The sequence below is a fragment of the Paenibacillus sp. PCH8 genome (assembly GCF_002968835.1).
Lineage (GTDB): Bacteria > Bacillota > Bacilli > Paenibacillales > Paenibacillaceae > Paenibacillus.
Genome location: NZ_PKQK01000001.1, coordinates 461919 through 488009, shown reverse-complemented (window position 1 = coordinate 488009; position 26091 = coordinate 461919). Strand labels below are relative to the sequence as shown.

General features: G+C 48.5%; 20 protein-coding genes, 3 pseudogenes and 1 riboswitch. Of the genes and pseudogenes, 16 read left to right on the top strand and 7 right to left on the bottom strand.

Annotated elements, in window-relative coordinates; genetic code table 11:
- Positions 1-16: 16 nt before the first annotated feature.
- From queG to C0Q44_RS02020, 6 genes and pseudogenes are all read left to right on the top strand, one after another.
- On the top strand, positions 17-1921 hold the full coding sequence (gene queG, locus C0Q44_RS02045; protein ID WP_105405839.1) for a tRNA epoxyqueuosine(34) reductase QueG: 1905 nt from the start codon (positions 17-19) through the stop codon (positions 1919-1921).
- 15 nt (positions 1922-1936) lie between these two features.
- Positions 1937-2968 carry an HD-GYP domain-containing protein gene (locus C0Q44_RS02040; RefSeq protein ID WP_105405838.1) on the top strand — a complete coding sequence of 344 codons (1032 nt, stop codon included), beginning with the start codon at positions 1937-1939 and terminating at the stop codon, positions 2966-2968.
- Positions 2969-3189: 221 nt separating this feature from the next.
- A complete protein-coding gene (locus C0Q44_RS02035; protein WP_105405837.1) occupies positions 3190-3453 on the top strand; it encodes a YneF family protein in 264 nt (87 codons plus the stop codon).
- A 127-nt stretch (positions 3454-3580) separates the two neighbouring features.
- A complete protein-coding gene (gene folE, locus C0Q44_RS02030) occupies positions 3581-4174 on the top strand; it encodes a GTP cyclohydrolase I FolE (protein ID WP_105405836.1) in 594 nt (197 codons plus the stop codon).
- A 192-nt stretch (positions 4175-4366) separates the two neighbouring features.
- A pseudogene (locus tag C0Q44_RS02025) lies at positions 4367-5220 on the top strand (lipoate--protein ligase family protein).
- Between the two features lie 70 nt (positions 5221-5290).
- Complete coding sequence (locus tag C0Q44_RS02020; RefSeq protein ID WP_105405835.1) at positions 5291-5515, top strand: hypothetical protein; 225 nt, start codon at positions 5291-5293, stop codon at positions 5513-5515.
- A gap of 100 nt (positions 5516-5615) precedes the next feature.
- Here the strand turns inward: C0Q44_RS02020 and C0Q44_RS02015 are convergent.
- A pseudogene (locus C0Q44_RS02015) lies at positions 5616-6823 on the bottom strand (Fe-Mn family superoxide dismutase).
- Positions 6824-7029: 206 nt separating this feature from the next.
- Positions 7030-8055 carry an alpha/beta hydrolase gene (locus C0Q44_RS02010; protein WP_105405834.1) on the bottom strand — a complete coding sequence of 342 codons (1026 nt, stop codon included), beginning with the start codon at positions 8053-8055 and terminating at the stop codon, positions 7030-7032.
- A 361-nt stretch (positions 8056-8416) separates the two neighbouring features.
- On the opposite strand from C0Q44_RS02010, the pseudogene C0Q44_RS02005 reads away from it, so the two are divergent.
- A pseudogene (locus C0Q44_RS02005) lies at positions 8417-9159 on the top strand (IclR family transcriptional regulator).
- A 163-nt stretch (positions 9160-9322) separates the two neighbouring features.
- Positions 9323-9436: riboswitch (TPP riboswitch) on the top strand.
- 423 nt (positions 9437-9859) lie between these two features.
- Positions 9860-11644, top strand: coding sequence for a phosphomethylpyrimidine synthase ThiC (thiC, locus tag C0Q44_RS02000; protein WP_258166268.1), 1785 nt, complete (start codon positions 9860-9862; stop codon positions 11642-11644).
- A 951-nt stretch (positions 11645-12595) separates the two neighbouring features.
- Here the strand turns inward: thiC and C0Q44_RS01995 are convergent.
- The 4 genes from C0Q44_RS01995 to C0Q44_RS01985 form a co-directional block, all read right to left on the bottom strand.
- Entirely contained in the window at positions 12596-13285 is a 690-nt protein-coding gene (locus C0Q44_RS01995) for a hypothetical protein (RefSeq protein WP_105405833.1), read from the bottom strand.
- Positions 13286-13464: 179 nt separating this feature from the next.
- A complete protein-coding gene (locus C0Q44_RS29980; RefSeq protein ID WP_181150817.1) occupies positions 13465-13632 on the bottom strand; it encodes a hypothetical protein in 168 nt (55 codons plus the stop codon).
- A gap of 585 nt (positions 13633-14217) precedes the next feature.
- Positions 14218-15072 carry a zinc ribbon domain-containing protein gene (locus C0Q44_RS01990; RefSeq protein ID WP_105405832.1) on the bottom strand — a complete coding sequence of 285 codons (855 nt, stop codon included), beginning with the start codon at positions 15070-15072 and terminating at the stop codon, positions 14218-14220.
- A gap of 71 nt (positions 15073-15143) precedes the next feature.
- Positions 15144-16094 (bottom strand): helix-turn-helix transcriptional regulator, encoded by a 951-nt coding sequence (locus C0Q44_RS01985; RefSeq protein ID WP_105405831.1) that lies wholly within the window; start codon positions 16092-16094, stop codon positions 15144-15146.
- Positions 16095-16178: 84 nt separating this feature from the next.
- Here C0Q44_RS01985 and C0Q44_RS01980 point away from each other — a divergent pair, with 84 nt between their 5' ends.
- From C0Q44_RS01980 to C0Q44_RS01955, 6 genes are all read left to right on the top strand, one after another.
- The gene (locus C0Q44_RS01980) at positions 16179-16874 is read left to right on the top strand and encodes a response regulator transcription factor (protein WP_105405830.1); all 696 of its coding nucleotides are present in this window, start codon (positions 16179-16181) and stop codon (positions 16872-16874) included.
- Positions 16867-17955 (top strand): HAMP domain-containing sensor histidine kinase, encoded by a 1089-nt coding sequence (locus tag C0Q44_RS01975; protein WP_105405829.1) that lies wholly within the window; start codon positions 16867-16869, stop codon positions 17953-17955. Before C0Q44_RS01980 ends, C0Q44_RS01975 begins: the two co-directional genes overlap by 8 nt.
- A gap of 99 nt (positions 17956-18054) precedes the next feature.
- Positions 18055-18915: a M15 family metallopeptidase gene (locus C0Q44_RS01970; protein WP_105405828.1), complete on the top strand. Its 861-nt coding sequence runs from the start codon at positions 18055-18057 to the stop codon at positions 18913-18915.
- A gap of 27 nt (positions 18916-18942) precedes the next feature.
- Positions 18943-19503, top strand: coding sequence for a VanZ family protein (locus C0Q44_RS01965; protein WP_105405827.1), 561 nt, complete (start codon positions 18943-18945; stop codon positions 19501-19503).
- Between the two features lie 265 nt (positions 19504-19768).
- Positions 19769-20206, top strand: a complete 438-nt coding sequence (locus C0Q44_RS01960) for a hypothetical protein (protein ID WP_105405826.1) — start codon at positions 19769-19771, stop codon at positions 20204-20206.
- Positions 20203-20517 carry a hypothetical protein gene (locus C0Q44_RS01955; protein WP_105405825.1) on the top strand — a complete coding sequence of 105 codons (315 nt, stop codon included), beginning with the start codon at positions 20203-20205 and terminating at the stop codon, positions 20515-20517. Before C0Q44_RS01960 ends, C0Q44_RS01955 begins: the two co-directional genes overlap by 4 nt.
- Before the next feature lie 114 nt (positions 20518-20631).
- Here C0Q44_RS01955 and acnA read toward each other — a convergent pair whose 3' ends face one another.
- Positions 20632-23343 (bottom strand): aconitate hydratase AcnA, encoded by a 2712-nt coding sequence (acnA, locus tag C0Q44_RS01950; RefSeq protein WP_105405824.1) that lies wholly within the window; start codon positions 23341-23343, stop codon positions 20632-20634.
- A 337-nt stretch (positions 23344-23680) separates the two neighbouring features.
- On the opposite strand from acnA, the gene C0Q44_RS01945 reads away from it, so the two are divergent.
- Both C0Q44_RS01945 and C0Q44_RS01940 read left to right on the top strand, forming a co-directional pair.
- Positions 23681-24724 (top strand): amidase domain-containing protein, encoded by a 1044-nt coding sequence (locus C0Q44_RS01945; protein ID WP_258166123.1) that lies wholly within the window; start codon positions 23681-23683, stop codon positions 24722-24724.
- A gap of 259 nt (positions 24725-24983) precedes the next feature.
- Complete coding sequence (locus C0Q44_RS01940) at positions 24984-26084, top strand: D-alanine--D-alanine ligase (protein ID WP_105405823.1); 1101 nt, start codon at positions 24984-24986, stop codon at positions 26082-26084.
- Positions 26085-26091: the final 7 nt, after the last annotated feature.

The window sequence follows — 26091 nt, the reverse complement described above, 5'->3', positions numbered from 1 at the left end:
AAGAGAGGAAATAGCAATGACGAGCGTACAGACCGGGGCAGCTCACGGAGCCTCCGTATGGGAGAAGTTAAAACAGGAGATTAAGGCGGCCGGCCCTGGACTGGGCATTGATGATATCGGATTTGCTTCGGCAGACCCTTTTGTTTCATTAAAATCCCTGCTGGAGCAGTCACGGGATAAAGGCTATGCGTCTGGTTTTGAAGAGCCGGATATTGAGAAAAGGGTACATCCAGCTTTAAAGGATGCCGAACCAGCTTCGCTTATAGCGATAGCTGTGGCATACCCATCCAAGATGGTTAACCCTCCGAAGTCGGAGCCAGGGGCCTATCGGGGGATTTTTGCCCGTTCCGCATGGGGTCAGGATTATCATCAAGTCCTGCGCGCAGCGATGGACAAGCTGGTGAATTTTATACGCGAACGAGTTCCAGGAGCCATGATTGAGAGCATGGTGGATACAGGGGCACTCGTAGACCGTGCGGTCTCTCAGCGAGCAGGGATTGGTTTCAGTGCGAAGAACTGTGCCATTATATCGCCCAAGTTCGGATCATGGATCTTTCTCGGGGAATTGGTGACGAATATTCCTTTTCAACCGGATACGCCTGTGACTGAAGACTGTGGTGAATGTACGAAGTGTATCGATGCCTGTCCGACAGGAGCATTGGTGGGGCCGGGACAATTGAATGCCCAGCGATGTATTTCTTTTGTGACCCAGACGAAAGGGTTCGTGGATGAAGAGTTTATGCTGAAAATTGGAAATCGTCTGTACGGTTGTGATACATGTCAGATCGTCTGTCCTAAGAATCGGGGCAAGAACTGGGATCACCATCCCGAATTTCATCCCGATCCGGAGATTGTTAAGCCGTTGTTGCTACCGCTGCTGGATATTGGCAACCGGGAGTTCAAGGAACGATTCGGCCAGAGTTCTGCCGCTTGGCGGGGCAAGAAGCCAATTCAACGTAATGCCGTAATTGCCTTGGGCAATTTCAAAGACAAGAGCGCAGTACCGAAGCTTACCGAGGTATTGAAGCGTGATCCGCGTCCTGAGCTGCGGGGAACCGCAGCCTGGGCGTTAAGCAGAATTGGAGGAGAAGACGCAATGAGAGCAATTGGGGAAGCTGCTGCTAACGAACAAGATGGGAACGTACTAAGCATGCTGCAGAAGGCCAAGGAGCGACTGAGTTCGTCCGAGACCTTACCCGATCAGCCACAGGCTGGGCAAGTAAATGTGAAGCAGCAAGAGGAACAACAAGAGAAACAACAAGAGAAACAGAACAATCAGCACCATTCATTACAGGCCTTACAACAGGATCTGCAAATGGAAGCTGCAACTGAACCGGGTGGTGAGCGGTCTGTACAGCCCGCCAAAGCGGAGGCCGCAGCATGGAAGCCATCGGCTGTTACCGGGCTTCATGGCAAGCCCGTATACTACGATGAGCTACTGACACCAATCGGTACACTTACGCTATGCGCTACCGATGAAGGACTGTGTCACATTGATTTTGGAGCCTTTCATGTACGCGAAGCTCATCTGCAACAATGGGCTCGTACCTGGATTGGTGAGTATCGATATGAGAAGAACGAAGAGAAGCTTGGCGAAGCTGCGAAGCAGTTGCAGCAGTATTTTGCAGGAGAGAGAAAAACGTTCGATGTACAGCTCGATCGACTTGGAACTGCATTCCAGCTACAAGTATGGCAAGTTCTGTCCGATATATCTTATGGAGAAGCCTTATCCCACCAAGAGGTAGCGGAAAAGATCGGCAGGCCCAAGGCTGTACGTGCAGTTCTGGACGGCATTAGCAAGAATCCGATTCCGATTATTATTCCCTGTCACCGTATAAACGGTAAAGACGGCACCCTGGTGGGTTATGTGGGCGGGCTGCAAACCAAGGAGCAATTGCTCGCATTGGAGCAGCAATCGTAAGAGCGGGGGACGTTCATGAAGTATGTAAACGTGGAGAGCGTGGAGGCGGGAGAGATTCTGGGCAAGACGGTATATTCCAGTAATGGAACGGTACTGCTGTCTGCCGGAGTCCAGCTCACCGTATATATGGTCAATACGCTGAAGCGTATTGGAGTAACCACGCTGTACATCCAGGATGAAGCGTATAAAGATGTGGATACAGAAGACATTCTGGATGAAACCACGAAACGGGCAATCATTAATGAAATGAGTGTCACGCTTGAGGCGGTGCGTTCCGGGAAGGACTGGAGTCCCAAGAAGGTCGCCCTCAGTATTGATAAGTTGCTAAATGATGTGCTGAACGGGCGGGAACTGCTTGTACAGCTGACCGATATTCGAACCAAAGACAACGCGCAGTATGTTCATGCGATGAATGTATGTTTGTTGGCTTCGGTCATCGGACTGAACATGGGTCTTAACTATAATCAACTGAAAGATCTTGCTGTGGGCGCATTGTTACATGATATTGGCAAAGTGGGGGGACCACCCGGGAGTGGCTCTGCTGCGAATACATCGTTGCATCACACATGGCGTGGATTTGAAGTCATTAAGAATAAGCGGGAGTTCAGCCTGCTGGTTGCCCATACAGCACTGCAACATCATGAGCATGTGGATGGAACAGGCGTGCCTAGAGGCATCAAGGGTAGTGATATCCATCTATTTGCGAGGATCGTTAGTGCAGCTAACATCTATGATAATCTGATTAACGGATTAAATGGTGATAGTCTGATGCCGCATGAAGCTTGCGAAGAGATGATGGCACTGTCTGGTACGAAGCTGGATCGGGATATTCTGATTGAGTTCAACAAAAGCGTATCCGTATATCCCAATGGTACAGCTGTACGTTTGTCGACCAAAGAGACGGGCGTCATCGTTCGCCAGCATCGGGGATTGCCCGGCAGACCGGTAATCAGGGTGGCGCGTGGCAGTACACGTTACTCGCTGGATGTGGTTGAGATTGATCTGGCCCAGCATACCACCGTTTTTATTGAAGCAGTGATGAGTTAGCATGCAAGAGATATTGGCAGATTGGAACTAAAGAGCTGGCAGTTATATGTGGAATGTCAATTTAGTGGAAAGCTGGAAAATCCGTTTGCTCAAGGCGTGCGGAAATGCTATGATACTTTCAGGAAATCCGGTCTGTGTCATGTTTGCAGCGTGTGCGTTGAACATCATGTTTTGACACGGATTATCAGGCTTTTTAGATTGCATACAGAGGTGTCTAAGAGATGGATATTGCAATACCGATTATTACATTGGTTGTTGGTCTGGTTGGTGGATTTTTCATCGGGGTGTTCTACTTGCGTAAACAGCTTGAGAAAATGCAAAGTAATCCGGACATGCTTCAGAAGATGGCGAAACAAATGGGTTACAACCTGAATGGCAAGCAGATGCAGCGTGCCCAGCAGATGATGAAGAATCAGCAACCTGGTGGGAAAGTACCTCAGCCGCAACAGCATCCTGCGCGTAAAACTTCGGGCCGCCGAAAATAATAGCAGAGATTAACTGCTTAAAGTGCGTGTTCAAAAAGACCGAATGCCATCAGGCATCCTTCGTAATCCAAAGCGGACTTTTTGAACAACCTCTTACAGCATGTGGTTCGAAAGGAGGCGTTCGGCAGTGGCTGGCGTTAAAGATTATATGAATTCGAAAGTATCCGACAATCGGGAGAAGATCGAGTATCACGTAGAACAGATCCTGAAATTGATCGGAGAAGATAGTACGCGAGAAGGGCTGCTTGAAACGCCTGCACGCGTAACCCGGATGTACGAAGAAATTTTTGGTGGATACGAAGTAGACCCGCGAGATGTACTCGGTGTCACTTTTAACGAGAATCATGAAGAGCTGGTCATCGTCAAGGATATTGTCTACTACAGTCAATGTGAGCACCACATGGCGCCGTTCTTTGGCAAGGTGCACATTGGATATGTACCCAGTGGCAAGATTGTTGGTTTGAGCAAAATGGCCCGTCTGGTCGAAGCAGTAACGCGTCGTCTCCAGGTTCAAGAACGCATTACTTCACAGATCGCCGATATTCTGACTGAGGCTGTAGAGCCGCACGGAGTTATGGTGGTGGTGGAAGGTGAGCACTTGTGTATGTGTTCCCGCGGCGTGAAGAAACCGGGAAGCAAGACGGTAACGTCTGCTGTACGTGGTTCCTTCCGCGAGAATCCAGCGCAGCGAGCGGAATTCTTGTCTTTGGTGAAAGATTAAGATCAGGCGTCCACTTGTTGGACAAGCTGGATGATGCACGTCCTTTGATTTTGCACAGTTGCAGATCATGTTACAGCTATTGGATGTGATATAAATAAGCCGTGTTCCCTGGGAACCGGCTTATTTATACTTGGCGTTCTTATTGATAACAGTGGACACATTTCGAAGTATTTCAGTCGGAGGCTATGATATATGAGTATATCTTCCCATTCAGATCAACCCGGATCATGTGGAGAGCAAGTACCCCTCGCGAATCTTTCGTCTCTGCGCTTGCAGATCTGGGAGACACCACTTATGCGACCCGGCAGCAGCGTACTTGAAGCGTTTGCGTGGGAAGAGGTGATGTGCCGACGAGTTGGGGCAGGCCATCTGCCTGTGGCGCACATATGGCGACATTCAGATGCCTTTGTGGCGGGTCTGCGTGACCGCAGGCTCCCACAAGCTGTAGAGGCGATGGAACGGATTAGAAGCCAGGGGACAGCGGTCTGTGTGCGACCTTCAGGAGGTGCGGCGGTTCCCCTGAATCCGGGGTAGTCAATGTGTCGCTGATCCTGCCTAATCCCGGACATGCGATTAACATCCACGATGATTTCCGTGAGATGGCTTCAATTATAGCCGAGTCGCTAACACCGTGGTCAAGTCGGGCACAGACAGGTGAGGTTCACGGAGCATTTTGTCCGGGAGATTATGATGTCAGTGTAGGTGGGCTGAAATTCTGCGGGATTGCCCAGCGCAGACAGGCAAAGGCCTACATTATTACTGCTTTTATCATCGTGGAGGGTCAGGGAGATCAACTGGCAGCGGATGTGCGCCAATTCTACCAGGATGCAGCAGACGGGGCGAGTGAAGGATATCCTGATGTTCAGCCAGGAACGATGGCAAGTTTGCAAGAATTGGCAGGTGTGCCTTCCTCAGCGGCATATACGGCGTCTTTGGTGCGTACGTTGCGTTACCGTTACCCGCATGCGGCTACGGATCGAGTGCTTAGCATTGGTTCTGGAGAAGTACGGCTGAATGCCGAGCAGATGAAGCTGCGCTACGATTAAGTTCTTTTACTAGGGCTTGGAATTAGGTAATAGAGATGATATGATGTGATTTCGGAAGGAGAGTGTTAGAGTGGAAACGTTAAGATATACGTACTTATATGAGGTTGTATCTTCAGGCGAAAAGTCTGAATTCAGCCAAATGGCAACAAGCAAGGAAGAAGCTGCTGCACTGATCGTTGCACGTATTGCCGATCTGGAGTTCACGGATGAGTCCGATATCAAACTGGGCGATCTGATTAGCATTAGCAAACAGGTTGGCGATAACTATGTGGCGTGCGAGGGCTGTGCCTCTTAATAGCGACACGTCATGCATTGAACGAAATTACAAGCAAATCTCGCATGTGGAGATTTGCTTTTTTTTATTTTAACCCGCAGAAGCGCAACTCTTCCAAATCTCAGTAAGGCGGCCACAACAGCTTACGTGCGGTTTCGTACCGTTCAGCTACAGCGGGCCAATAGACGACATTCCACCAGTCTTCGATATACTTCTTGCGCTCGTTCTGATGTTTGAGATAATAGGCGTGCTCCCATACATCAAGTGGCAGGAGCGGCACGATATCCGATTGGGATAGGTTCTGATGTTTCTCCGCCTGCAGGATCTCCAATCGATGTGCTCTCGGGCTCCAGACAAGCATGGCCCAGCCACTGCCTTCCACTTTGTTCGCGGCTTCCGTGAATTGATTCTTAAATGCTTCATAGCTGCCAAAATCCCGCTTGATCTGCTCAGCGAGCATACCGGTAGGTTTGCCGCCGCCCGCAGGGTTCATGATCGTCCAGAAGATCGTATGCAGGTAGTGGCCTGCCCCGTTAAAGGCGAGTTCGCGTTCCCAGTGTTTGACGAGTTCAAAATTGTTCTTTTTCCGCGATTCCGCCAGCTTCTTCTCGGCTATATTCAGTCCGTCCACGTAGGATTGGTGGTGCTTGTCATGATGGATACGCATCGTCAGTTCATCAATATGCGGCTCCAGCGCATTGTACGCATAGGGGAGGGGTGGCAGGGTGTGTCCACCAATGGGAACCGGCTTTTCTTTGACTAGGGGTGCTGTGGCGCTGGGTGCGGGTTGTGGTGTTCCTGTGGAGGGGGATTCTGTCGCCTCACGGCTGACACTTCCTGAACCGGTTATTTGTAGTGTGTTCTCCAATGAAAAAAGCTGTTCCATAGTTGAGTCTCGCATGACGCCAGGTTGACTGAGTGTATCCAGCACGCCCAGGAAATACTCCGATTCGCGGATGAAATGCAGAATGAGCCGTTGAGCAAGTGGAACAGCTTGCACAGCGGCACTTTGCTCCAAGAGGACATACAGCTGTTTGATGAACTCCCTCGATTGCTGGCGTGTTGCTGACACGAGCTGATCAATGCAACGAAGGATGTAGGGGCAGGTGCATGGGTTCCTGGCAATAGCTGCTTCAATAGTTGATTCGCTATGCGCTCACTGTTTGCGAAGGTGGCTTCCCATTCTTCCAGTAACTTGACATATGAGGGCTCCAGGTCAGGAACCAGTGCACGAATGACGAGGGTATGCTCTTTCTCCTGCTCTTTCCAGAAGCGGATTTCCTCCAACATCCGTAGAGTCAGCAGGTGGCCATATCCATCCCAGTTCATATCCGGTGGACCTCCATTCAATCAGATTAATTTTATAATGCCGAAACAGGTCATGCGGTTAAACCAACAAGGACCTGCAATCTACAAGTTACATGTTCAACTCTCATTTCATGCGTCTCAAGAGTATATTCTGCGGGTGTGTTGTCCTATGTGCATGCAAAAAAGAGCCCCAGAGGGGCTCTTGAATGAACGAATCCTAGCGATAACTATTGCTCGCTGTTCGTATTCTGCACATCGTCACTGCTTGTCTTCGTCACATGACTCAGGAAGATAGAGACCCGGCGTAAATATTCTTTCGGGTGTTCCCGGAAGATCAGCTCATGGTGCGCATCCTGTACAATCCATACATCCGAGTACGGGTTGGTCTGATTGGCGGCGAGCTGCTCTGCAATGGGGTATGGAGCTTTCTCGTCCTCTGTACCATGGATGAAGAAGATCGGGAACGGATAGTCTTCCTTCTTCACTTGCTGATACGGGATCTGTTGTAGTCCGGTACCATTCAGAACAGGGAACAACAACTTCATAATCTCCAGTGTAGGCTGACGTGGCAGATCGATCTGGTTATGAATGTTGTGATACAGTGTATCCGGCTCAAGCAGGAACGTACTGTCCAGAATCATGGCATCCACTTCTTTGGTCAGAAGCCCGGTCTGCAGAGCTGTTCCGGCACCCATGGAGAAACCCCAGACCACCAGTTCCTGAGCACCACGCTGCTTGGCAAACTGGATGGCTCCGAGCAATTGCTGTGACTCGGCTTTGCCGCCAGTGGCTACAGCTTTATTTACCTGAGAGGCGAAGCCATAATCGAACATGACCACGTTAAACCCAAGTTGGTGGGCGTAATGAGCCAGATCATACATGGGAACCCACGTCTCTTCCCGGTTGGCACCATAGCCATGACTGAAGATGATGGTTTTGCCCGCGTCTTTGTCAGCAGGAATATACCAGCCCTGCATCGTTCGACTGCCATCTGCTGCCGGGAACGTGATGTCTTCATACTTCAGGTTCTTGGCTTGCATTGGATTGGAGAAGACAGGGGCGACGGTTGGGTTCGACAAAACCCATGCGATATAACCATGCAATGCAATAAAACAAAACAATAGAAAAAATACAACGGAGAGCAGCAACGCTACGATGATATGTTTGAACCGAATCAGCCTCGGTGATAGCGAAGAGGGCAGATCGGACACTTTGGTTTGCAGCGGGGCTTCGCTCTGGGAAGTTGGATACATGAATGCCCCTCCTTATAAAGTCCAGTTGAAGATAACAACAAGCCGCAAAGAATATTGCGTGTATTTCAGAGCATGCTTTAAGAGCGATATCTTAATGTAATATATCTTTATCGTATGTTCCAATATAGTCAAAGTCAATTGATTGGAGGCATTTGTTACGCAATTGTTATATAGTTCTTAAGATATATGGGTATCATTACCTTAACACGTAAATTACAGGGGATTTAGTCTTATAAAAAGGAAAAATGTACGCCCTGCCCTATTCTAATTTTGGCTCTTTTTGGTTTACAGATGAGACCGTTTCTCATATAATTTATGTAACCAAGTTTCATGTGATGAAACATGAGGAGGGCATCATGCCATGGAAGACCGCAAGTTAACCGTCCGGGCTGTAGAACGGGCGCTGGATATATTATTATGTTTTACCACGCGCAGTGATCTGGGACTCACCGAAATTGCCAGCCAGATTGGACTTCACAAAAGTACAGTGCATCGTCTGATGGCAACGCTGGAGGATCGGGGGTTCGTGATTCGCGATGCGGCCACAGAAAAGTATCGTTTAGGCATACGGATCTGGAGCTGTCCGCTCATATGTCCCGCAGTGATGATCCCGCCATTCTGCTCTTGCCTGCGATGGAGCGACTAAGAGATCGGTTGGGGGAGACGGTCAGTCTGTATCTGCGCGATGACAGTGAACGGATTCGAATCCAAGCTGTGCAAAGCGATCAGGCGATCCGCCGGGTCGCTCCCGTCGGAGTCAGACTTCCGCTGTCTGTGGGGGCCTCCAGCAAAGTGCTGATGGCATTTGCCACGGAGGAGGATCGTGAAGAATTGATGAACGGACCGGAATGGCCCGTATTTATTGATCCGGTCGTGTATTTGGCACAGATGGGAGACATCCGGGAGAACGGATATGCCACGAGTTATGAAGAACGTGAACCGGGAGCTGCCGCGGTATCAGTGCCAATTATGGATCGTAGAGGCAATATTGCAGCTGCACTCTCGGTTTCGGGTCCTGTCAGCCGACTTTCGCAGGAAACATTGCATGAATACGCACCTGTGCTCAAGGAAGCGGCCACACAGATGGGGCTCATGTTGTCCTGAGATCAGCGTAGATCTAATTTTCAGAAGGAGTAAGCATTCTGGAATATAAAGGTTGTGTTTATGTTCTGCTTGCGCTACTCTGTAATGGACGGCCCAACGGGGCCAGCTAAATGTAATCAGCTATATTTAATATGAACTGCGGCTGTTAACGGCTGCAACTTGTTCACGTTACTGGGGGAGTCCGAATTGTCCGGACTGAGACGGAATCGCATGAGATTCTGGACCCTTTGCACCTGATCTGGATCATACCAGCGTAGGGAAGTAATCGGCGAGATGACCACGAACACCACATGATGTAACCTAATGTTTATTGGACTCTCCTATGGGGCGGTTCGCATAAGGTACACTTTGGGTGATGGACATAAGTCGGTTCCTTCGGGAGCCGGCTTTTTTTGTATACATGAACGGGCGATAGATCGCGCACTCTAGGAACTTTTTTTCATGAACCTGCGAAAGTAGGCTTGAGAAGGAGAGTATTCACCCGAGATCCATGATCTGTGCTGACTTCGATTGATGTTCAATGTACATGAATGTTGTTGTCTTTGAGGTCTGGTGTAGGATCGCTTTTTCTTCTCAGCGTTGTGCATGAATGGGGACAGGTACGTCAGCTAGGTAATGATGATGCCAACCAAACGAAGCAACCACTAAAGAGGAGGAGACAAGGAAAATGAATACAGGAAATCAAACGGGACAACAAGCCATGGAACAGGGACACAATAATCAGCCGGTGGAAAAGAAAACAGGTGCGGCCGGACGGATTCAGCCCTTTCCGGGCAGCCGCAAAGTATACATTCAGGGCTCACGGCCGGACATTGCTGTACCGGAACGTGAGATTGCCCTTCATGACACGAATACTCCCCAAGGGGTGGAGCATAACGAGCCGCTGCGTGTCTACGATACGAGCGGCCCCATGACCGATCCCGGATTCCATGCGGATATCCGGGTCGGTCTGCCGGCCCTGCGTACCCGCTGGATCACCGAGCGAGGCGAAGTGGAAGCGTATCAGGGCCGCACGGTTAAACCGGAGGATAACGGACTGAAGCCCGGAGGGAAGAGAGCCGGAGCGGAAGAGTATCCAGGCTTGCGTGGCAAACCACTACGTGGGCAGACCGGCCGCTGTGTGACTCAAATGCACTATGCAAGGCAGGGAATGATCACGCCAGAGATGGAGTTCGCCGCCATTCGCGAGAGCGTGGAACCGGAATTTGTACGGCAGGAGCTGGCGAGCGGACGGGCTATTCTCCCTTCCAACATCAACCACCCCGAGAGTGAACCGATGTTAATCGGTCGTCATTTTCACGTCAAGATAAATGCCAACATTGGCAACTCTGCTGTATCTTCTTCCATCGAGGAAGAGGTAGAGAAGATGACCTGGGCCGTGCGCTGGGGATCGGATACGGTGATGGATCTGTCCACGGGCAGAGACATTCATACCACCCGGGAGTGGATCATCCGCAATTCACCGGTGCCAATCGGAACGGTACCGTTGTATCAGGCGCTGGAGAAGGTGAATGGCGAAGCCGAAGCACTGACATGGGAGTTGTACCGGGATACGCTCATTGAGCAGGCAGAGCAGGGTGTGGATTACTTTACAATTCATGCAGGCGTGCTGCTGCGTTATATCCCGATGACAGCCAAGCGAATGACAGGTATTGTTTCACGAGGTGGGTCCATTATGGCGGCATGGTGTCTAGCACATCATCAGGAGAACTTTTTGTACACCCATTTTGAAGAAATCTGCGAGATTATGAAAAGGTATGATGTGGCGTTCTCGCTGGGAGATGGACTTCGTCCAGGCAGCATCTATGATGCCAATGACGAAGCTCAGATGGCGGAACTCGCGACCCTTGGTGAACTGACGCAGATCGCGTGGAAGCATGATGTGCAGGTGATGATTGAAGGGCCGGGACATGTGCCAATGCACAAGATCAAGGAGAATGTGGACTTGCAGATGGAGATCTGCCAGGAGGCACCGTTCTACACGCTGGGGCCGCTAACGACTGACATTGCCCCGGGTTACGATCACATCACGTCCGCCATCGGGGCGGCCATGATTGGCTGGTTCGGCACCTCCATGCTCTGTTATGTGACGCCAAAAGAACATCTGGGCCTGCCCAACAAGGATGATGTGCGGGAAGGGGTCATCGCCTACAAGATCGCAGCTCATGCCGCCGATCTGGCGAAAGGCCATCCGCGTGCTCAGCGCCGGGATGACGCCCTGTCGAAAGCCCGCTTCGAGTTCCGCTGGCGGGACCAGTTCAACCTGTCGCTGGACCCGGAACGTGCGTTGTCCTACCATGATGAGACGCTGCCCGCAGAAGGGGCCAAGGAAGCACACTTCTGTTCCATGTGTGGGCCAAAGTTCTGTAGCATGCGCATTACGCAGGACATTCGCGCTTTTGCTGCGGAACAGAAATTGTCCGAAGACGAGGCGGTAGCCGCCGGGATGCAGGCGAAGGCTGAAGAGTACCGGATGCGGTCGTAGGCTCGTAGGCTCGTAAGTTCGTAAGTTCGTAAGTTCGTAAGTTCGTAAGTTCGTAAGTTCGTAGGTTTGTAAGCTTGTAAGCTCGTAGGCCCTTAGGCCGTAGGTATTGGTACAACGCAATCAGGCCAACCTGGTGACACGGCTTTAGAATGAAAAGGGATTGTCTCAAAAGGCTTCCCCTCGCCTAAGTAGAGAAGATAGATTAGATGGAATGTCTTTAACTTTCACTGCTGCGCTATGTAGTGTGACGACAGAGCCATTCCATTTTTTAACGAATCTCACACGCCTTATATTGCTGATTATGGAGAAGTGAGAAACGTAACGAATCTCAACGACGCTATTTCATTCAAAAGTTGTGATAAACTACGAATACACGCCTAAAAAGTGTAAATAGTGCGTCTCAGATTCGTTACGTTTTCAAATGGGCTGAAATACACCAAATAGAGTTACCTCAGTTCGTTAGCCACAGTAAAAGATGAGGATGTTTCTTAGAATTGCTAGGTCTTACTTTTTAGTGAAATGTGATTTATGGGTGATTATCTTACTGATGTTTAATAAAATTGATTGTAAGAAAAAAATAGAAGTAGTCAATCCAATGGCTACTCCTGTACAGCATTTGCGGTGGGTATCCCTCCGAGTGCAGCAAGTTCAGATGAAGTGACCCATGTGACCGTCAACCTATGGCGGCCTCATGGGTCACTTCTATTTTTTATGATTGATGTATGTCAGAAGCCAAATAATTAATATAGTGAACACGATAACATTGTTGAATGAGAGGTCATTGAATGACTTCCCACTGGTGGCAAGTCTTTTCCAACCATAACTTGGTGTAAAACGTGATTACACCATCTGAAATGCTCTTATTAGAGATCATTTTATTTTACATAAGAGGACTTTTTCATGTTGTCACTATACGTTGAGTGGCAACATCGATTAATTTAAAATATTCGTTTAATGCTTGACCACATTCAGATTCTTCTCCAAATACGACGCAAGCAATGCCAGTGGGCTATGGATCGCAATACGGGTCTCTACTGTAACTCGCGCAGCTGCGGGAGCCATGGACAGTTGGGCTGCGACTACCGTTTTACCCGGATACTGCTCAACAATGTACTGTAATCCTGCACGTACCGCTGCAAGATAACCTTCCTTGTCCCCTCGCATAATCAACTCAAACGTACCAGGGATGCACACGGATTCTGGCTGAGGTGTCTCGGCAATATGGTCCTGCCCATTCTCATCAGTTTGCTGTAACGCCTGATTCACCCGTGCCATTGTGCCTTCGATAGTCGCGGGGTTGGTGAATGCTATGATGTACTCTTTTGGTTCCCGACGCAGCTCCTGCAATAAGGGATCATCTATTCCGATGACGGGCACGGGGACTTGTTGTGCTTCTTGTTCCAGTACAGTCGCAAAGAGAGTACAGGTAACCAGAATGGCATCTGCATGGCACTCAGCAATCCAATGGAGCGTCTGGGCTACTTTCTCGTGAATGACTGCTTCTGAAAAGTTAGTATCATGTTTAAGACGATCCAGACCTGGATCGACGTAATGCACCAATTCAACTTCATAAGGAGCAAGCGTCTCTTCAATTAAGGCAATGTTGGAATAGTGAGCGTGAAAACAACCGATGGTGATCATGTGTCTAGTCCCCTTTGCCGTTCAAATATGTCTTCGTCTCGCAGATAGTTTAAACCATTATAGAAACATAGCTGGGGACTGTACAGTGTTTTGTTGTGTAACGTCAACAACCGTCCCTGCGCCAAGTAGCGAAAGGACGGTTCATGTTGGGATAGCCAAAGTCCGGTGCTCATTTGATTTTATCGAAGGGAAGGAGCTGTGCTCTTCTTCGCCATTTTTTGCTGCAAAATTTCATGGAAGGATAGACCTTGAGTGTTCTCATTCTCCTTTTTAGGAGCAGTGGTCGCCGTGTTGCGCGGATATTGGTGGTGGTACGGGATCATTTGCTGAATAGGCATGCGGATCATCTTGGTTCCTCCTTGGATACATTTTGGTATATGTAATGATGTGAGATGTACTGCAAGTTATGTATTTCAACGGTTAATCTTACCGGATGCACATATAGGTACATGTGACTTGTTAGACGAAACAATGAAGTTTAAGGTGCAATTCCAATTGGATTGTAGTGATTTTACCCCGTATTGAAGAGATGTAAACGTTTTTAGGAAAATTCAGGAGAAAAGGACCGCATATGAAAGGTTGGATATGGGAGGATAGAATCGGTTGTTATGTGAATAGTCCCAATTTTGAGGAAGTCAATGGTACCAGCACATAAGACATATTGTCTGGTTGAAACGTATGTTACATGCTAACTAACTTGGTGCCATAGGTGGTTGTAGGGTGTACATGGGGGCATTCAGGAGGCAGAGATCCACGCTTAGATGTGTATTCAACGAATGAATCTATAGCAAAAAGCCGCCGAGCGAACTCGGCAGCCAGAGTGAGATGGGAATAAAGAAAGAGCAGAGACAGAGAAAAGAGAAAAGAGAAAAGACAGGATGTATTTAATTTCGTTTAAACAGGTATAAGACCCTTATTCAATCCGAATCGTTTTATTTATTTAATTGACTATGCCCGACCGCGATGTAGATATCCACCTGTACACTTTCTGGATTCAGGCTGCGTTCATCATACAATTCGAAATCTCCTGTAAACGTACGATCACTTTGGTTGCTCCACGCCCATACGGCTCCCCATGCTTCGCTAACGACCTCCGCCATCGGACCCTTTCTGGAGGTGAACACCGCATAAGTCGCAGGAGGCAGCAGAACCTCATTGAAGCCTTCAGGTAATGATTCATCCGAACTGACCTCATGTCCTACAAGTATCGTATATTCTCCGTTTATTCCATCGGTATAATCCGTATAACAGCCATAGCGGACTGCTTCAACGCCGGGCAGATGCTCTGAAGCAAAATAACGATTCCACAGTCCTTGAATGCTGCCTTTGCCACCGAACTCCAAGGCATTGGTTGTGCGGGCAGATACGCCGGCAAGACGTTTGCCTGGAAGTGTGATATAACGAACCGGCTCGGCAGAAAGTATGTTATCTTGCTTGTTTTGAGACATGTTGTCCGGATGAGTAGTGGTACCCGGTGACGTTGAACCATTCGGTTCCGTGATTTCTCCGACATTGTGATCAGCCGCATTGGTGCGCCAACGTTTCAAAAAAGGAAGCTGATTGCGCAGCATCGAACGCGCTGATTCCTCATCCATGCCCTCGTCTTTCAGAATAGCAGTGCACATCTCCGTCATGACTTCCAGTGAAATACCCGGTTGCTCGAACTTACCTTCCTTGTAACAATAGATACAATATTCGCGGGTTGTACTTCCATCTGTTTCGGTACCGAATTGGGTAGGAGTTGTCAGCGGCATTCCGCAGCTTTGACATACAGTGACGTTCATCATTAATTCCTCCTTGTTATATGTACAGATTGAATATATCTGAAGTATACAGGGAGCAACTGGACAGCTGTCTGTCAGGTTTGAGGTGAGGCTTTATAATTTTGTACAATTTGCTCGGCGATACGGCAGATCTCGTCCCGAATATGCAGGGGCTCCAGCACTTCAACGTCCGCGCCGAAGCCCAGAATGAACCCGTACAACCAGCTGTCCTCCGGAAAGGCAACCTGACTGATATAATATCCATTCCCGTCATGAATCACGTTCTCCATGCCGAACCATTCTTCCGCAATATGCCGGACCCGTGAATGAAATCTCAAGGTTAGTGCTGCCTGATGAACCGGTTGGGTCCACTCCTGCTGCCAAGGCCTGTCCTGCGGGTTAATCACTTTACGTTCGAAGTGCTCCTCCGCAAGTGTGACATCTTTCATGCGAACCAGTTTGAACATGCGAAATTGATTGCGTTCGTGGCAGAAAGCATACAGGTACCAGGCATGTTTCTTGAGTACAAGCGTGTGAGGATCGGCTGTTCTGTAAGTCTGGGCACCTTCGGCATTACAGTAGGTAAAGGTAACAGGCCGAAGTTGGTCCATGCCTTGTTCAATGAGTTGAAGCTTGATTTGCAGAGCTTCAGGATGCGTCCACATCGAATAATCGACAATGAACCGGCGAGTACTGGCTTGGAAATCGTCATTTTTGGCTTCAGGAACGATACTGCTGAGTTTCTCTACCAGAAGCTCACGTGCCGCATTGGCGTGGGAGGTGGATAAGCTGCGCAGCGCAGTGACGATGGAAGCCAGGTCTTTGTCGGTTAACACGTTTCGGTCCAGACGGTAGCCCTCTGCCAGTCCAATCCCGCCACTGGCTCCCTGATACGTTACAACCGGAATACCGGCTTGACCCAAGGTGTCGATATCCCGATAGATGGTACGGATCGATACTTCAAACATCTCTGCCAAGTCTTTGGCCTGTACTCGTCCACGATTGATCAGCAGCACGACGATGGCTAACAAACGCTCCAGTTTCATATCTATGGTTTCCTTTCATTTGTTTATCTGTTGGATTCAAATATGTTATATTGTTGAGCATCACACATAGGAGTGGAATAAGCAATGAAGCGAATTACAATTCTGATCGCAGACGATGAAGTGGAGATCGCTGATCTGGTTGCGTTGCATTTACAAAAAGAAGGATATCACATCGTTAAGGCGTTCGATGGAAAGTCAGCCCTTCACGCAGTTCAGACACAAGCCATAGATTTGGCGATTCTGGACATTATGATGCCCGGCATGGATGGATACGAATTAACTCGCAAAATTCGGGAGCATCATCATCTGCCGATCATTTTCCTGAGTGCCAAGACTTCCGATATGGACAAGATTACGGGCCTCGTCATGGGAGCGGATGATTATATGACCAAGCCGTTCAATCCAATGGAACTTGTTGCCCGGGTGAACTCCCAGTTGCGCCGTTCCCTGCAATTCAGTCAGTCTGTGTCTGTTCAACGCTCCATTCTGGAGAAGGGTGGACTCATCATCATGCCGGATCAACACAGCGTTACACTTTACGGCAAACCATTGGAGCTAACACCGAAGGAGTTCGACATTCTGTATCTGCTCGCGAGTCATCCCAAGCAGGTGTTCAGCGCGGAGAGTATCTTTGAACAGGTATGGGGAGAGACGTATTATGAGAGCGGGAATACCGTTATGGTCCATATCCGCACATTGCGCAAGAAGCTAGGAGAAGATGTGAACAAGAGCAAGTTTATCAAAACCATTTGGGGTGTGGGGTACACGTTTAATGACTAAACGAAGAAGTTTTCGCACGACCATGATTATGTTGTTGGGATTAAGCATGCTTGCTTCTGGCGCGATCACTTATGGCGTGTACAAGCTTTTACAAGCTTATTATTCGGGTGTCCGCTTAGAAGATCAGCTCGCTGAATATCGCCATTTTATGAGAAGTATCGGAGATATTTACTTCTTTCTGCTCTTATTTATCCCGCTCGCCATTTTGTTTTTCTTTTGGTTCACCAAGCCCTATGCAACGTATTTCAAGGATATTTCCACGGGCATCAGACATTTGGCTAATGGGGATTTTCAGCATCTTGTGCAGATCTCCTCGAAGGACGAGTTGGGTACGATCGCAGAGGATGTGAATCTGGCCAGTGAAAAGCTAAGAGAAGCGGTGGAACGAGGGGATTTTGCTGAGAATAGCAAGGACCAACTTATTGTGAATCTGGCGCATGACCTGCGGACACCGCTGACCTCTGTACTCGGGTATCTGGATCTTCTTATGAAGGATGATCAGTTAACGGATGAACAGGTTCGGCACTTTACGTCGATTGCATTCACCAAATCCCAGCGTCTGGAGAAGCTGATTGATGATTTGTTTGAAATTACACGTATGAACTATGGCATGCTGCCCATACAGAAAATGCAGTTGGATCTCAGTGAGTTGCTGAAGCAGATGAATGAAGAACTCTATCCCGTATTCGAAAAGAACCACCTGACCACCCGTCTAAAAATAGATATGGATCTCACAGTCTCCGGTGATGGTGAGTTGCTGGCGCGAGTGTTGGAGAATCTGCTGATTAACGCTGCGCGTCATGGCAAGGACGGCATGTACGTGGATATTAACGGATATCGTGAAGCAGAACAGATTATCATTCAGGTGGTTAACTATGGGGGACATATTCATCCAGAACATCTGCCGCATATCTTCGATATGTATTACACTGGCGATCGTGCTCGAAGCCCTCAGGAGGGTGGAACGGGGCTTGGACTGTTTATCGCCCGCAATATTGTGGAGCAGCATGACGGTACGATTTCGGTCCAGAGTGATGTGGTACGGACTCAATTTGAAGTTCTTTTACCTGTATTCCAATGATGTCTGGCAACAAATTTAAGAAAAACTTTAAAAATGCCCTGCTTTTTCTTTAACTTGTTTTGTCTATCCTTGATGTATGAGGTAAGAGGAGGAACAAGCATGAAGAAGTGGGGCTTTTTAATATGTATCGTTTTGATCGGATATATCGTTACACAATCACCAGCATCTTTTCTACAGAAGGATGAGATGCCCATTGAGATTCAGAATACGCATGAGCAAGCAGGATATATCGTATCCGACACCGGGAATATTCGAGATCAGGTACATAAAGGTAACTTATTACTTGTTAATTCAACATATGCAGTTCATCCGGAAGGCGTTAGAACCGATATTGTACAAGTGGCGCAGCAGGATGAGCTGGTTCGTGGATATGGATTGTTGGATCAGAATATGATGTTATCACGACAAGTAGCACATGAGTTCCAGAAGATGATTGAAGCAGCAGGCGAAGAAGGAGTAAGATACTTCCTCATCAGTAGTGGGTACAGGGACTTAGCGAAACAGGACGAGCTTTATCAGCAAATGGGTTCAGACTATGCGCTTCCTGCGGGACACAGTGAGCATAATCTTGGATTATCCCTGGACGTTGGTTCCACATTGACCACTATGGCTGAAGCGCCAGAGGGTGCCTGGTTGGAGCAAAATGCTTGGAAATACGGATTTATTCTTCGTTACCCTAAGGATAAGGTGGGCATCACGGGGATTCAATATGAACCATGGCACTTTCGATATGTAGGACTTCCACACAGTGCGATCATGAATAAGAATAAGATGGTGCTGGAAGAGTATCTGGATTTTCTAAAAGAGAAAGAGAACATTACTGCGGAAGTGGAAGATGAGGAGTATCATATCCGCTATTATCGGGCTACAAAGGATACAACCCTGTACATACCTGAGCAAGGGTCCTATGAGATTTCGGGAGATAACATGGAAGGCGTCATTGTCACCGCGAAGAGATAACAGGGCACCACAAGGAGGCTAAACAACATGAAGCACAACAACCAGAAAAAGATGAAACATCGAGTCTTCTGGATTGCCATGTTCATGATCTATATATATCTACTTACCAAGTTGATTTTGTTTAAAGGTAGTCCAGTCGACTTTGGCATCGTGAAGGTTCGACTTATGGCGTTCTTGCAACAACCGGATCTGATCCATACGCGAACCGTCAACCTGACACCCTTTCGGGAAATCTCACGAGACTGGAACAGCTTGTCGTTACATCGTCCAGGCACCGCAATCCATCTGGTAGGGAATATACTGGCCTTTATCCCACTGGGCATCTTCATTCCTGTGTTGACGGGCAACAAATTATTCTCTGGAGTAAAGGTACTTCTGCTATCACTGCTGCTCAGTCTGGGCTATGAAGTGACACAATTGTTAACGGGTATGGGTATATTTGATGTGGATGATCTAATGCTCAATACGCTCGGCGGCTTGATTGGATATATTATTCTCACCATGGCCATCGGCCTGAAAAAGCTGTTGGTAGGAGGAGAATCCCGCGTGACGGCGAAGAAGTTAAATTCCAAGGAGAGTCACGTGTAGGGAAGAATTAGGCTGATTATAGTGGCCGTACTGTTCATTGGAAGGCAGTGTATTTAAGCAACGGAGAACATTCACCATGCTGAGACCAACAACACCCGTCACTGTGCAATTTGCACGTTACGGGATTTTTTTGCTATTTCATAAGGTATCGAATATACAATGAAACTTAGGCTAGAACCAGGTAACTTTGCGAGTAACATCATCAATGGGGTCGTCTAGAGAAGACGCGTTAGTACCTATTTCTTGCGAAAAAGGAGGACATACATTGTATTCATTGGCTAAAGAACTAGCAGGAACAATGAGAGCTATTATGGAAATCGAGAGTGAGATTATTGAATCGAAAAACAATCATACAGATGAAAGAACTTTGCTTGATCTAGAACAGAGAAGATCCAATTTAATAAACGGCTCCACACGGGATGAGTTATTAGTTATCAAAACCGTGATGAACGTTGGACGGTCGGAAAGAGGGTATCGTCACTATTTCGACTCGGAGGACGTTGAGATTATTAACCTACCCATTGAGTTAAACGAGCATGAGTTGATGCAAAAATACTCCTACTACCTGATACATAGAACCAGACAGGAATTAGCATATGGCATCGAGTATTACACGGCTGTGTCGGAACAACTGAAGGAAGGCATGGAAATATTGAAACTCCAAGCTGCTGACGAATTGGGTTGTAGGCGGTTTACAAGATGATAATGAAAATTTCGTATTATACGCCAGATGGTTTCTACTATTATGTTCCCGATCAATATGCAGAGCAGATGGAAGCGTGGAGAATTGAATTTTCTGATTTTTTACAGAATATAGAAGGGAAACATCCTTTCACCCAATATACGGAGTCGATTGATCATGAGGGCAATTTGGAATACGGTGTTTTTGTACGTTGTTATGGAGGAGATCAATTTGTAGACTGGATCAACGTGGAGAAATTGAACCAGAGGGGTGTATACCGCATTCCTTCGCCACCTGATGATTCGGAAGTTAGATTAAGAATTGATTTTTAGGTGTATTCCAATTATTGAAAAGTAAAATCAAAAGCTCCCCGCCACTGTGCAGATATTGCACGTGGCGGGGAGCTTTTTGTTATAACTTAATTCCATTAAATATTAATGTAGTACTTATTTTTTCATCATTTGACGCAATACAGTTTGCAGGATACCACCGTTATGGTAGTAATCCACGTCAACCATGCTGTCCAGACGAGCGATGACAGGGAATTCGAACTGTGTACCGTCCTCACGAGTTACGGATACTTTCAACTCTTGTCCTGGCTTCACGTCATTGCTGAGGCCCGTAATGTCATACGTTTCACGTCCGTTCAGGCCGAGGCTGGACCAGCCGTGACCTTCCTGGAATTGCAATGGCATAACGCCCATACCCACCAGGTTACTGCGGTGAATCCGCTCGAAGCTTTCCGCGATAACGGCTTTGACGCCGAGCAGGAAGGTTCCTTTGGCCGCCCAGTCACGGGAGCTTCCTGTACCATACTCTTTACCAGCGATGACAATCAGGTTCTGTCCTTCATCCTGATACTTCATGGAAGCATCGTAGATGGACATTTCTTCGTCGGTTGGCAGGTACTTCGTAACACCGCCCTCAGTGCCCGGAGCCACCTGGTTGCGAATACGAATGTTGGCAAACGTACCACGCATCATTACTTCATGGTTACCACGGCGTGAACCGTAGGAGTTGAAGTCTTTACGCTCTACGCCATGCTCTTTCAGATACACTCCAGCCGGGCTGGATGGTGCAATGCTACCTGCCGGGGAGATGTGATCCGTTGTTACGGAATCCGCAAGCAATGCCATGACACGTGCAGAACGGATATCTGCGATATCGTTCAACTTGTCGCCAAGCTCCTGGAAGAACGGAGGGTTCTGAATGTATGTGGAGTTCGGGTCCCACTCGTACAATTCGCCTTCCGGTACAGGAATCGTATTCCAACGTTCATTCGCTGTAAATACGTTCTCGTATTTGTTGCGGAACATCTGAGCGTTGAGAGAGCTTGCAATGGTATCCTTGATTTCCTCGGAGCTAGGCCAGAGGTCCTTCAGGAATACAGGCTCATTATTCGTATCATAACCGATTGGATCGGTTTCAAAGTCAATATTCACTGTACCTGCAAGTGCATAGGCCACAACGAGTGGTGGCGATGCCAGGTAGTTGGCTTTGACCTGTGCATGCACACGGCCTTCGAAGTTACGGTTACCGGACAATACAGCCGCTACGGTCATATCATTCTCAGTAATCGCTTCGCTCACTTCATCTGGAAGTGGGCCGGAGTTACCGATACAAGTCGCACAGCCGTAGCCAGCAACGTTGAATCCGAGTTGGTCGAGATAGGTGTTCAGGCCTGCTTTTTCCAGATATTCGGTAACGACAAGGGAACCTGGTGTCAGACTTGTTTTCACATATCCTGGTTTGGTCAGGCCGCGTTCAACTGCCTTTTTCGCCAGTAGTCCCGCTCCAACCATAACACTTGGATTCGATGTATTCGTACAACTTGTGATCGCCGCGATCACAACAGCGCCTGCTTTCAGTTCACTGGTGGAACCGTTCGGATGCTTCACAGGTACTTTTTGTTCAATCTTCTCATCGCTCAGCCCGTAACCGCCTTTATCTACAGGTGTGCGGATGATGCTGTTGAAGCTTTCTTTCATTTGTGTCAGCTCGATGCGATCCTGCGGACGTTTTGGACCTGCAAGACTTGGTACAACAGAGCCGAGATCCAGTTCAATCACATCGGTGAATTCAGGATCTACCGTGCTGGAAGTACGGAACATGCCTTGAGCTTTGTAGTAAGCTTCAACCAGTTCAACCTGTTCATCGGGACGGCCAGTGCTGCGCAGATAGTTCAGTGTCTCACTATCAACAGGGAAGAAACCGATCGTAGCGCCGTATTCCGGTGCCATGTTGGCTACAGTTGCGCGGTCAGCCAGTCCGATGTTGGCAAGTCCTGGTCCGTAGAACTCAACGAATTTACCAACAACGCCTTTTTTACGAAGCAATTGGGTAACGGTGAGAGCTAGATCCGTTGCTGTTGCGCCTTCGCTCAGGCTACCTGTCAATTTGAAACCGATCACGTCTGGTGTTACAAAGTAAAGCGGTTGGCCCAGCATACCTGCTTCGGCCTCAATACCACCAACACCCCAACCAACAACGCCAAGTCCGTTGATCATGGTCGTGTGGGAATCCGTACCTACGAGGGAATCCGGGAATACCACGGTTTCGCCGTCAATGGTTTTGGTTGCAGCCACGGAAGCCAGATACTCCAGGTTAACCTGGTGAACGATCCCTGTGGATGGTGGAACTGCACGGAAGTTGTTGAATGCCGTTTGTGCCCAACGCAAGAAGCGATAACGCTCTTCGTTACGCTCGAATTCAACCTTGATATTGTAGTCGAGTGCGTCGTTGGTTCCGAATGCATCAACCATAACGGAGTGGTCAATAACGAGATCGACGGGTACGAGCGGATTGATCTGTTTCGGGTCGCCGCCAGCTTTTTTCACGGTATCGCGCATTGCAGCAAGGTCAACGACAACCGGTACCCCGGTGAAATCCTGCAGAACGATCCGTGCAGGGATGAAAGGGATTTCCTTGTTATTGTCACGGCTATCTGCCCAGCCGGTCAGTTGTTTCACATGTTCTTCAGTAATAGCACGTCCGTCGAATTGACGAACGGCTGCTTCAAGCAGCACTTTAATAGAGAAAGGAAGCTTGGAAAGGTCGCCGTAGCCGCCTTCCTGAAGAGCATCGAGACTGTAGTAGCGGTAAGACTTACCTCCAACCTCAAGACTACGAGCGGCGGAGAAATGGTTCTTTGCTGACATACATGTACCTCCTTAAAATGTGTCGGTGAGATGAAGAAAACGTTCATTAAAGGTAAAGAACAGGCCTTCATCGTTCCGTGTTCTTGTCGTAAGTTTCATCAGGTGAAACGTAATTTCATAATCATAACTTTAGTTTTAAGTATACCGTTTTCAACTCGTTACGTAAAGGTCTTTTTGCCTGTTCAAGCAAGCCTTTGAACGAATGAAGGCGTTTTCGCAAGACGGGCAGGATTAAGAAATCTCATGTACTTGTATGCACCGAATTTCGACTCTTCATTCTGAGCCCTACACATACAACCGATAACCCTCTCATAGGATAGTAGGAGTTATATACGCCATGAAGGATTCCAGACAAGAACTCATGCCAAAGGGGGACACAGGCTTGGAACGGGAATGGAAGAGTGCCTTGTATACTTACGTGAACCAGTACAATCGCTGTGAGATCGACTACCGTCCACAGACCAGCGAACGGATCGTAACCGATCCCGATTTCGTGGTGGAACGGGGAGAGCGTATGGCAAGGCTGGATGAATGGTACCGTAAGCGGCGCGCCGTGCCTCTTCGCAGTGAGACCAGCGCCAAGCTTGTGCGCACGCTTATGGATGGGCAGGAAGAGGCGGTAGCGGACGTACAATTGTACAGCAGACTGTTCTACGAGAAGAGCAGTATCACCCACCGGGAGGACCGAATTGAACGGGAGCGGTTAACCTTTCTGCGGCAGAGTGGCGGATGGATCATTGGACGGGTCGAACGGGAAGTGCCAGAGCGTCGCCCTGTCGGGGAAGGGCGTCCTTTTCAACAAGCTGATTTTGTACAGGCGATGAATCGGCCGCTGTTGAATCGGGAAGTTCTGGGTCAAGGCAGAAGCTCAAGGCAGCAGGCCTATCGCAGAGATCTGGCCGTAGCCTATGCGGATCGGTGGTGGAATGCGGGAAATCCGGCATTTGAGGAATTCGATGTGGATTGTACGAATTACGTGTCACAATGTCTCTTTGCAGGGGGCGCACCCATCAACTATACTGGTAGAAGAGAAGCAGGCTGGTGGTATAAAGGCTATGTGAACGGCTCGGAAATGTGGAGTTACAGCTGGGCAGTCTCTAATAGTCTGGAACGATATTTATCCGGTAGCAGTTGGGGACTGACTGCGACAGAGGTAGATCGTCCCGAGCAACTGATGCTTGGAGATGTGATTCTCTACGATTGGGATGGAGACGGCAGATTTCAGCACAGCACCGTTGTGACCGCGTTTGATGCAGGCGGAATGCCGCTTGTTAATGCACACACGGTTAGCAGCCGACACCGCTATTGGGATTACCGGGATTCTTACGCTTGGACGGAGCGGACGGTATACCGTCTTTTTCACATTACAGATGAGTTTTGATGGAATCAATTTCATAATACCTTTGACTGCTTTAATCAGGGCTAGATATAGATCGAAATGATTCAATTTGTCTATATCTAGTTACATAAATCCATTTTTAGTGAGTTATGAAATTGATTCAATGACGGAAGTTTTGCGGGATGCGGTGACGCAGACATCGAGTTCCGTGTAAAATAAGAGCAGGTAACGCAAGCAGAATAACAAGGGTGCTGAGTATGTAAGGATGACAGCATCAGGCACAGATAATCGGAGGTTACACATGAGTATGGAGAAATTAAAAGTAGGCGTCGTGTACGGCGGGAAGTCAGGCGAGCATGAGGTGTCGCTGCAAACGGCGTTTGCTGTAACGAACGCATTTGATTATGAGAAGTATGAACTGGTTCCTTTTTATATCTCCAAGCAGGGGACGTGGAAAAAGGGATCGGTCATGCATGCGCCATTTGCGCAGATTGAAGATTTGAAGCTGGAGAAATCGGCAGGGGGCACACAGGAGGCACTGAACGCGCTGTTTGGCCGTTTATATGGCGGAGCGGAAGCGCTGGATGTCATGTTCCCTTTGCTGCATGGTACGTTTGGAGAAGATGGCACCATTCAGGGCATGTTCGAGATGGCGGATATGCCATATGTGGGTGCAGGTGTACTGGCTTCAGCTGGCGGTATGGACAAAGTCGTCATGAAGAAGCTGTTCGCACAGGCTGGCATTGACCAATGTGCCTTTACGTATTTTAACGCTACACAATGGAAACAGACGGAGCACGAAATGATCGTACAGGTGGAAGATCAGCTGGGATATCCTTGTTTTATCAAACCGGCGAATCTGGGTTCCAGCGTGGGCATCTCCAAGGCACGTAACCGCGATGAACTGAAAACCGCTGTTGAGTTTGCACTTCGGTATGACACGAAGGTTGTCATTGAGGAGTTCGTTGAAGCGCGAGAGGTGGAGGTCAGTGTCCTGGGCAATGACGAGCCCATGGCTTCCGTTCCAGGAGAAATCGTATCTTCCGGTGAATATTATGATTATGCAGCCAAGTATATTGACGGTCAGTCACAGATGCTGATTCCGGCTCCGCTCGACCCCGAGGCAGCAGATCGCATTCGGGAGGCGGCATTACAGGCGTTCCGTGCGATTGAAGGTAACGGCATTTCCCGTGCAGACTTCTTCATTCGGAAGAATGATGGTGCATTGCTTATTAATGAAGTCAACACGATGCCTGGGTTCACACCGTACAGCATGTATCCGCTGCTCTGGCGCGAGACAGGTGTATCGTATGCCGAGCTGCTGGATCGCATGATTGAACTGGCACTGGAGCGCTACAATCGCAAGCAGGAGTTGAACTACGAGAACGGCGTACAGGCGTAGCCTGAGA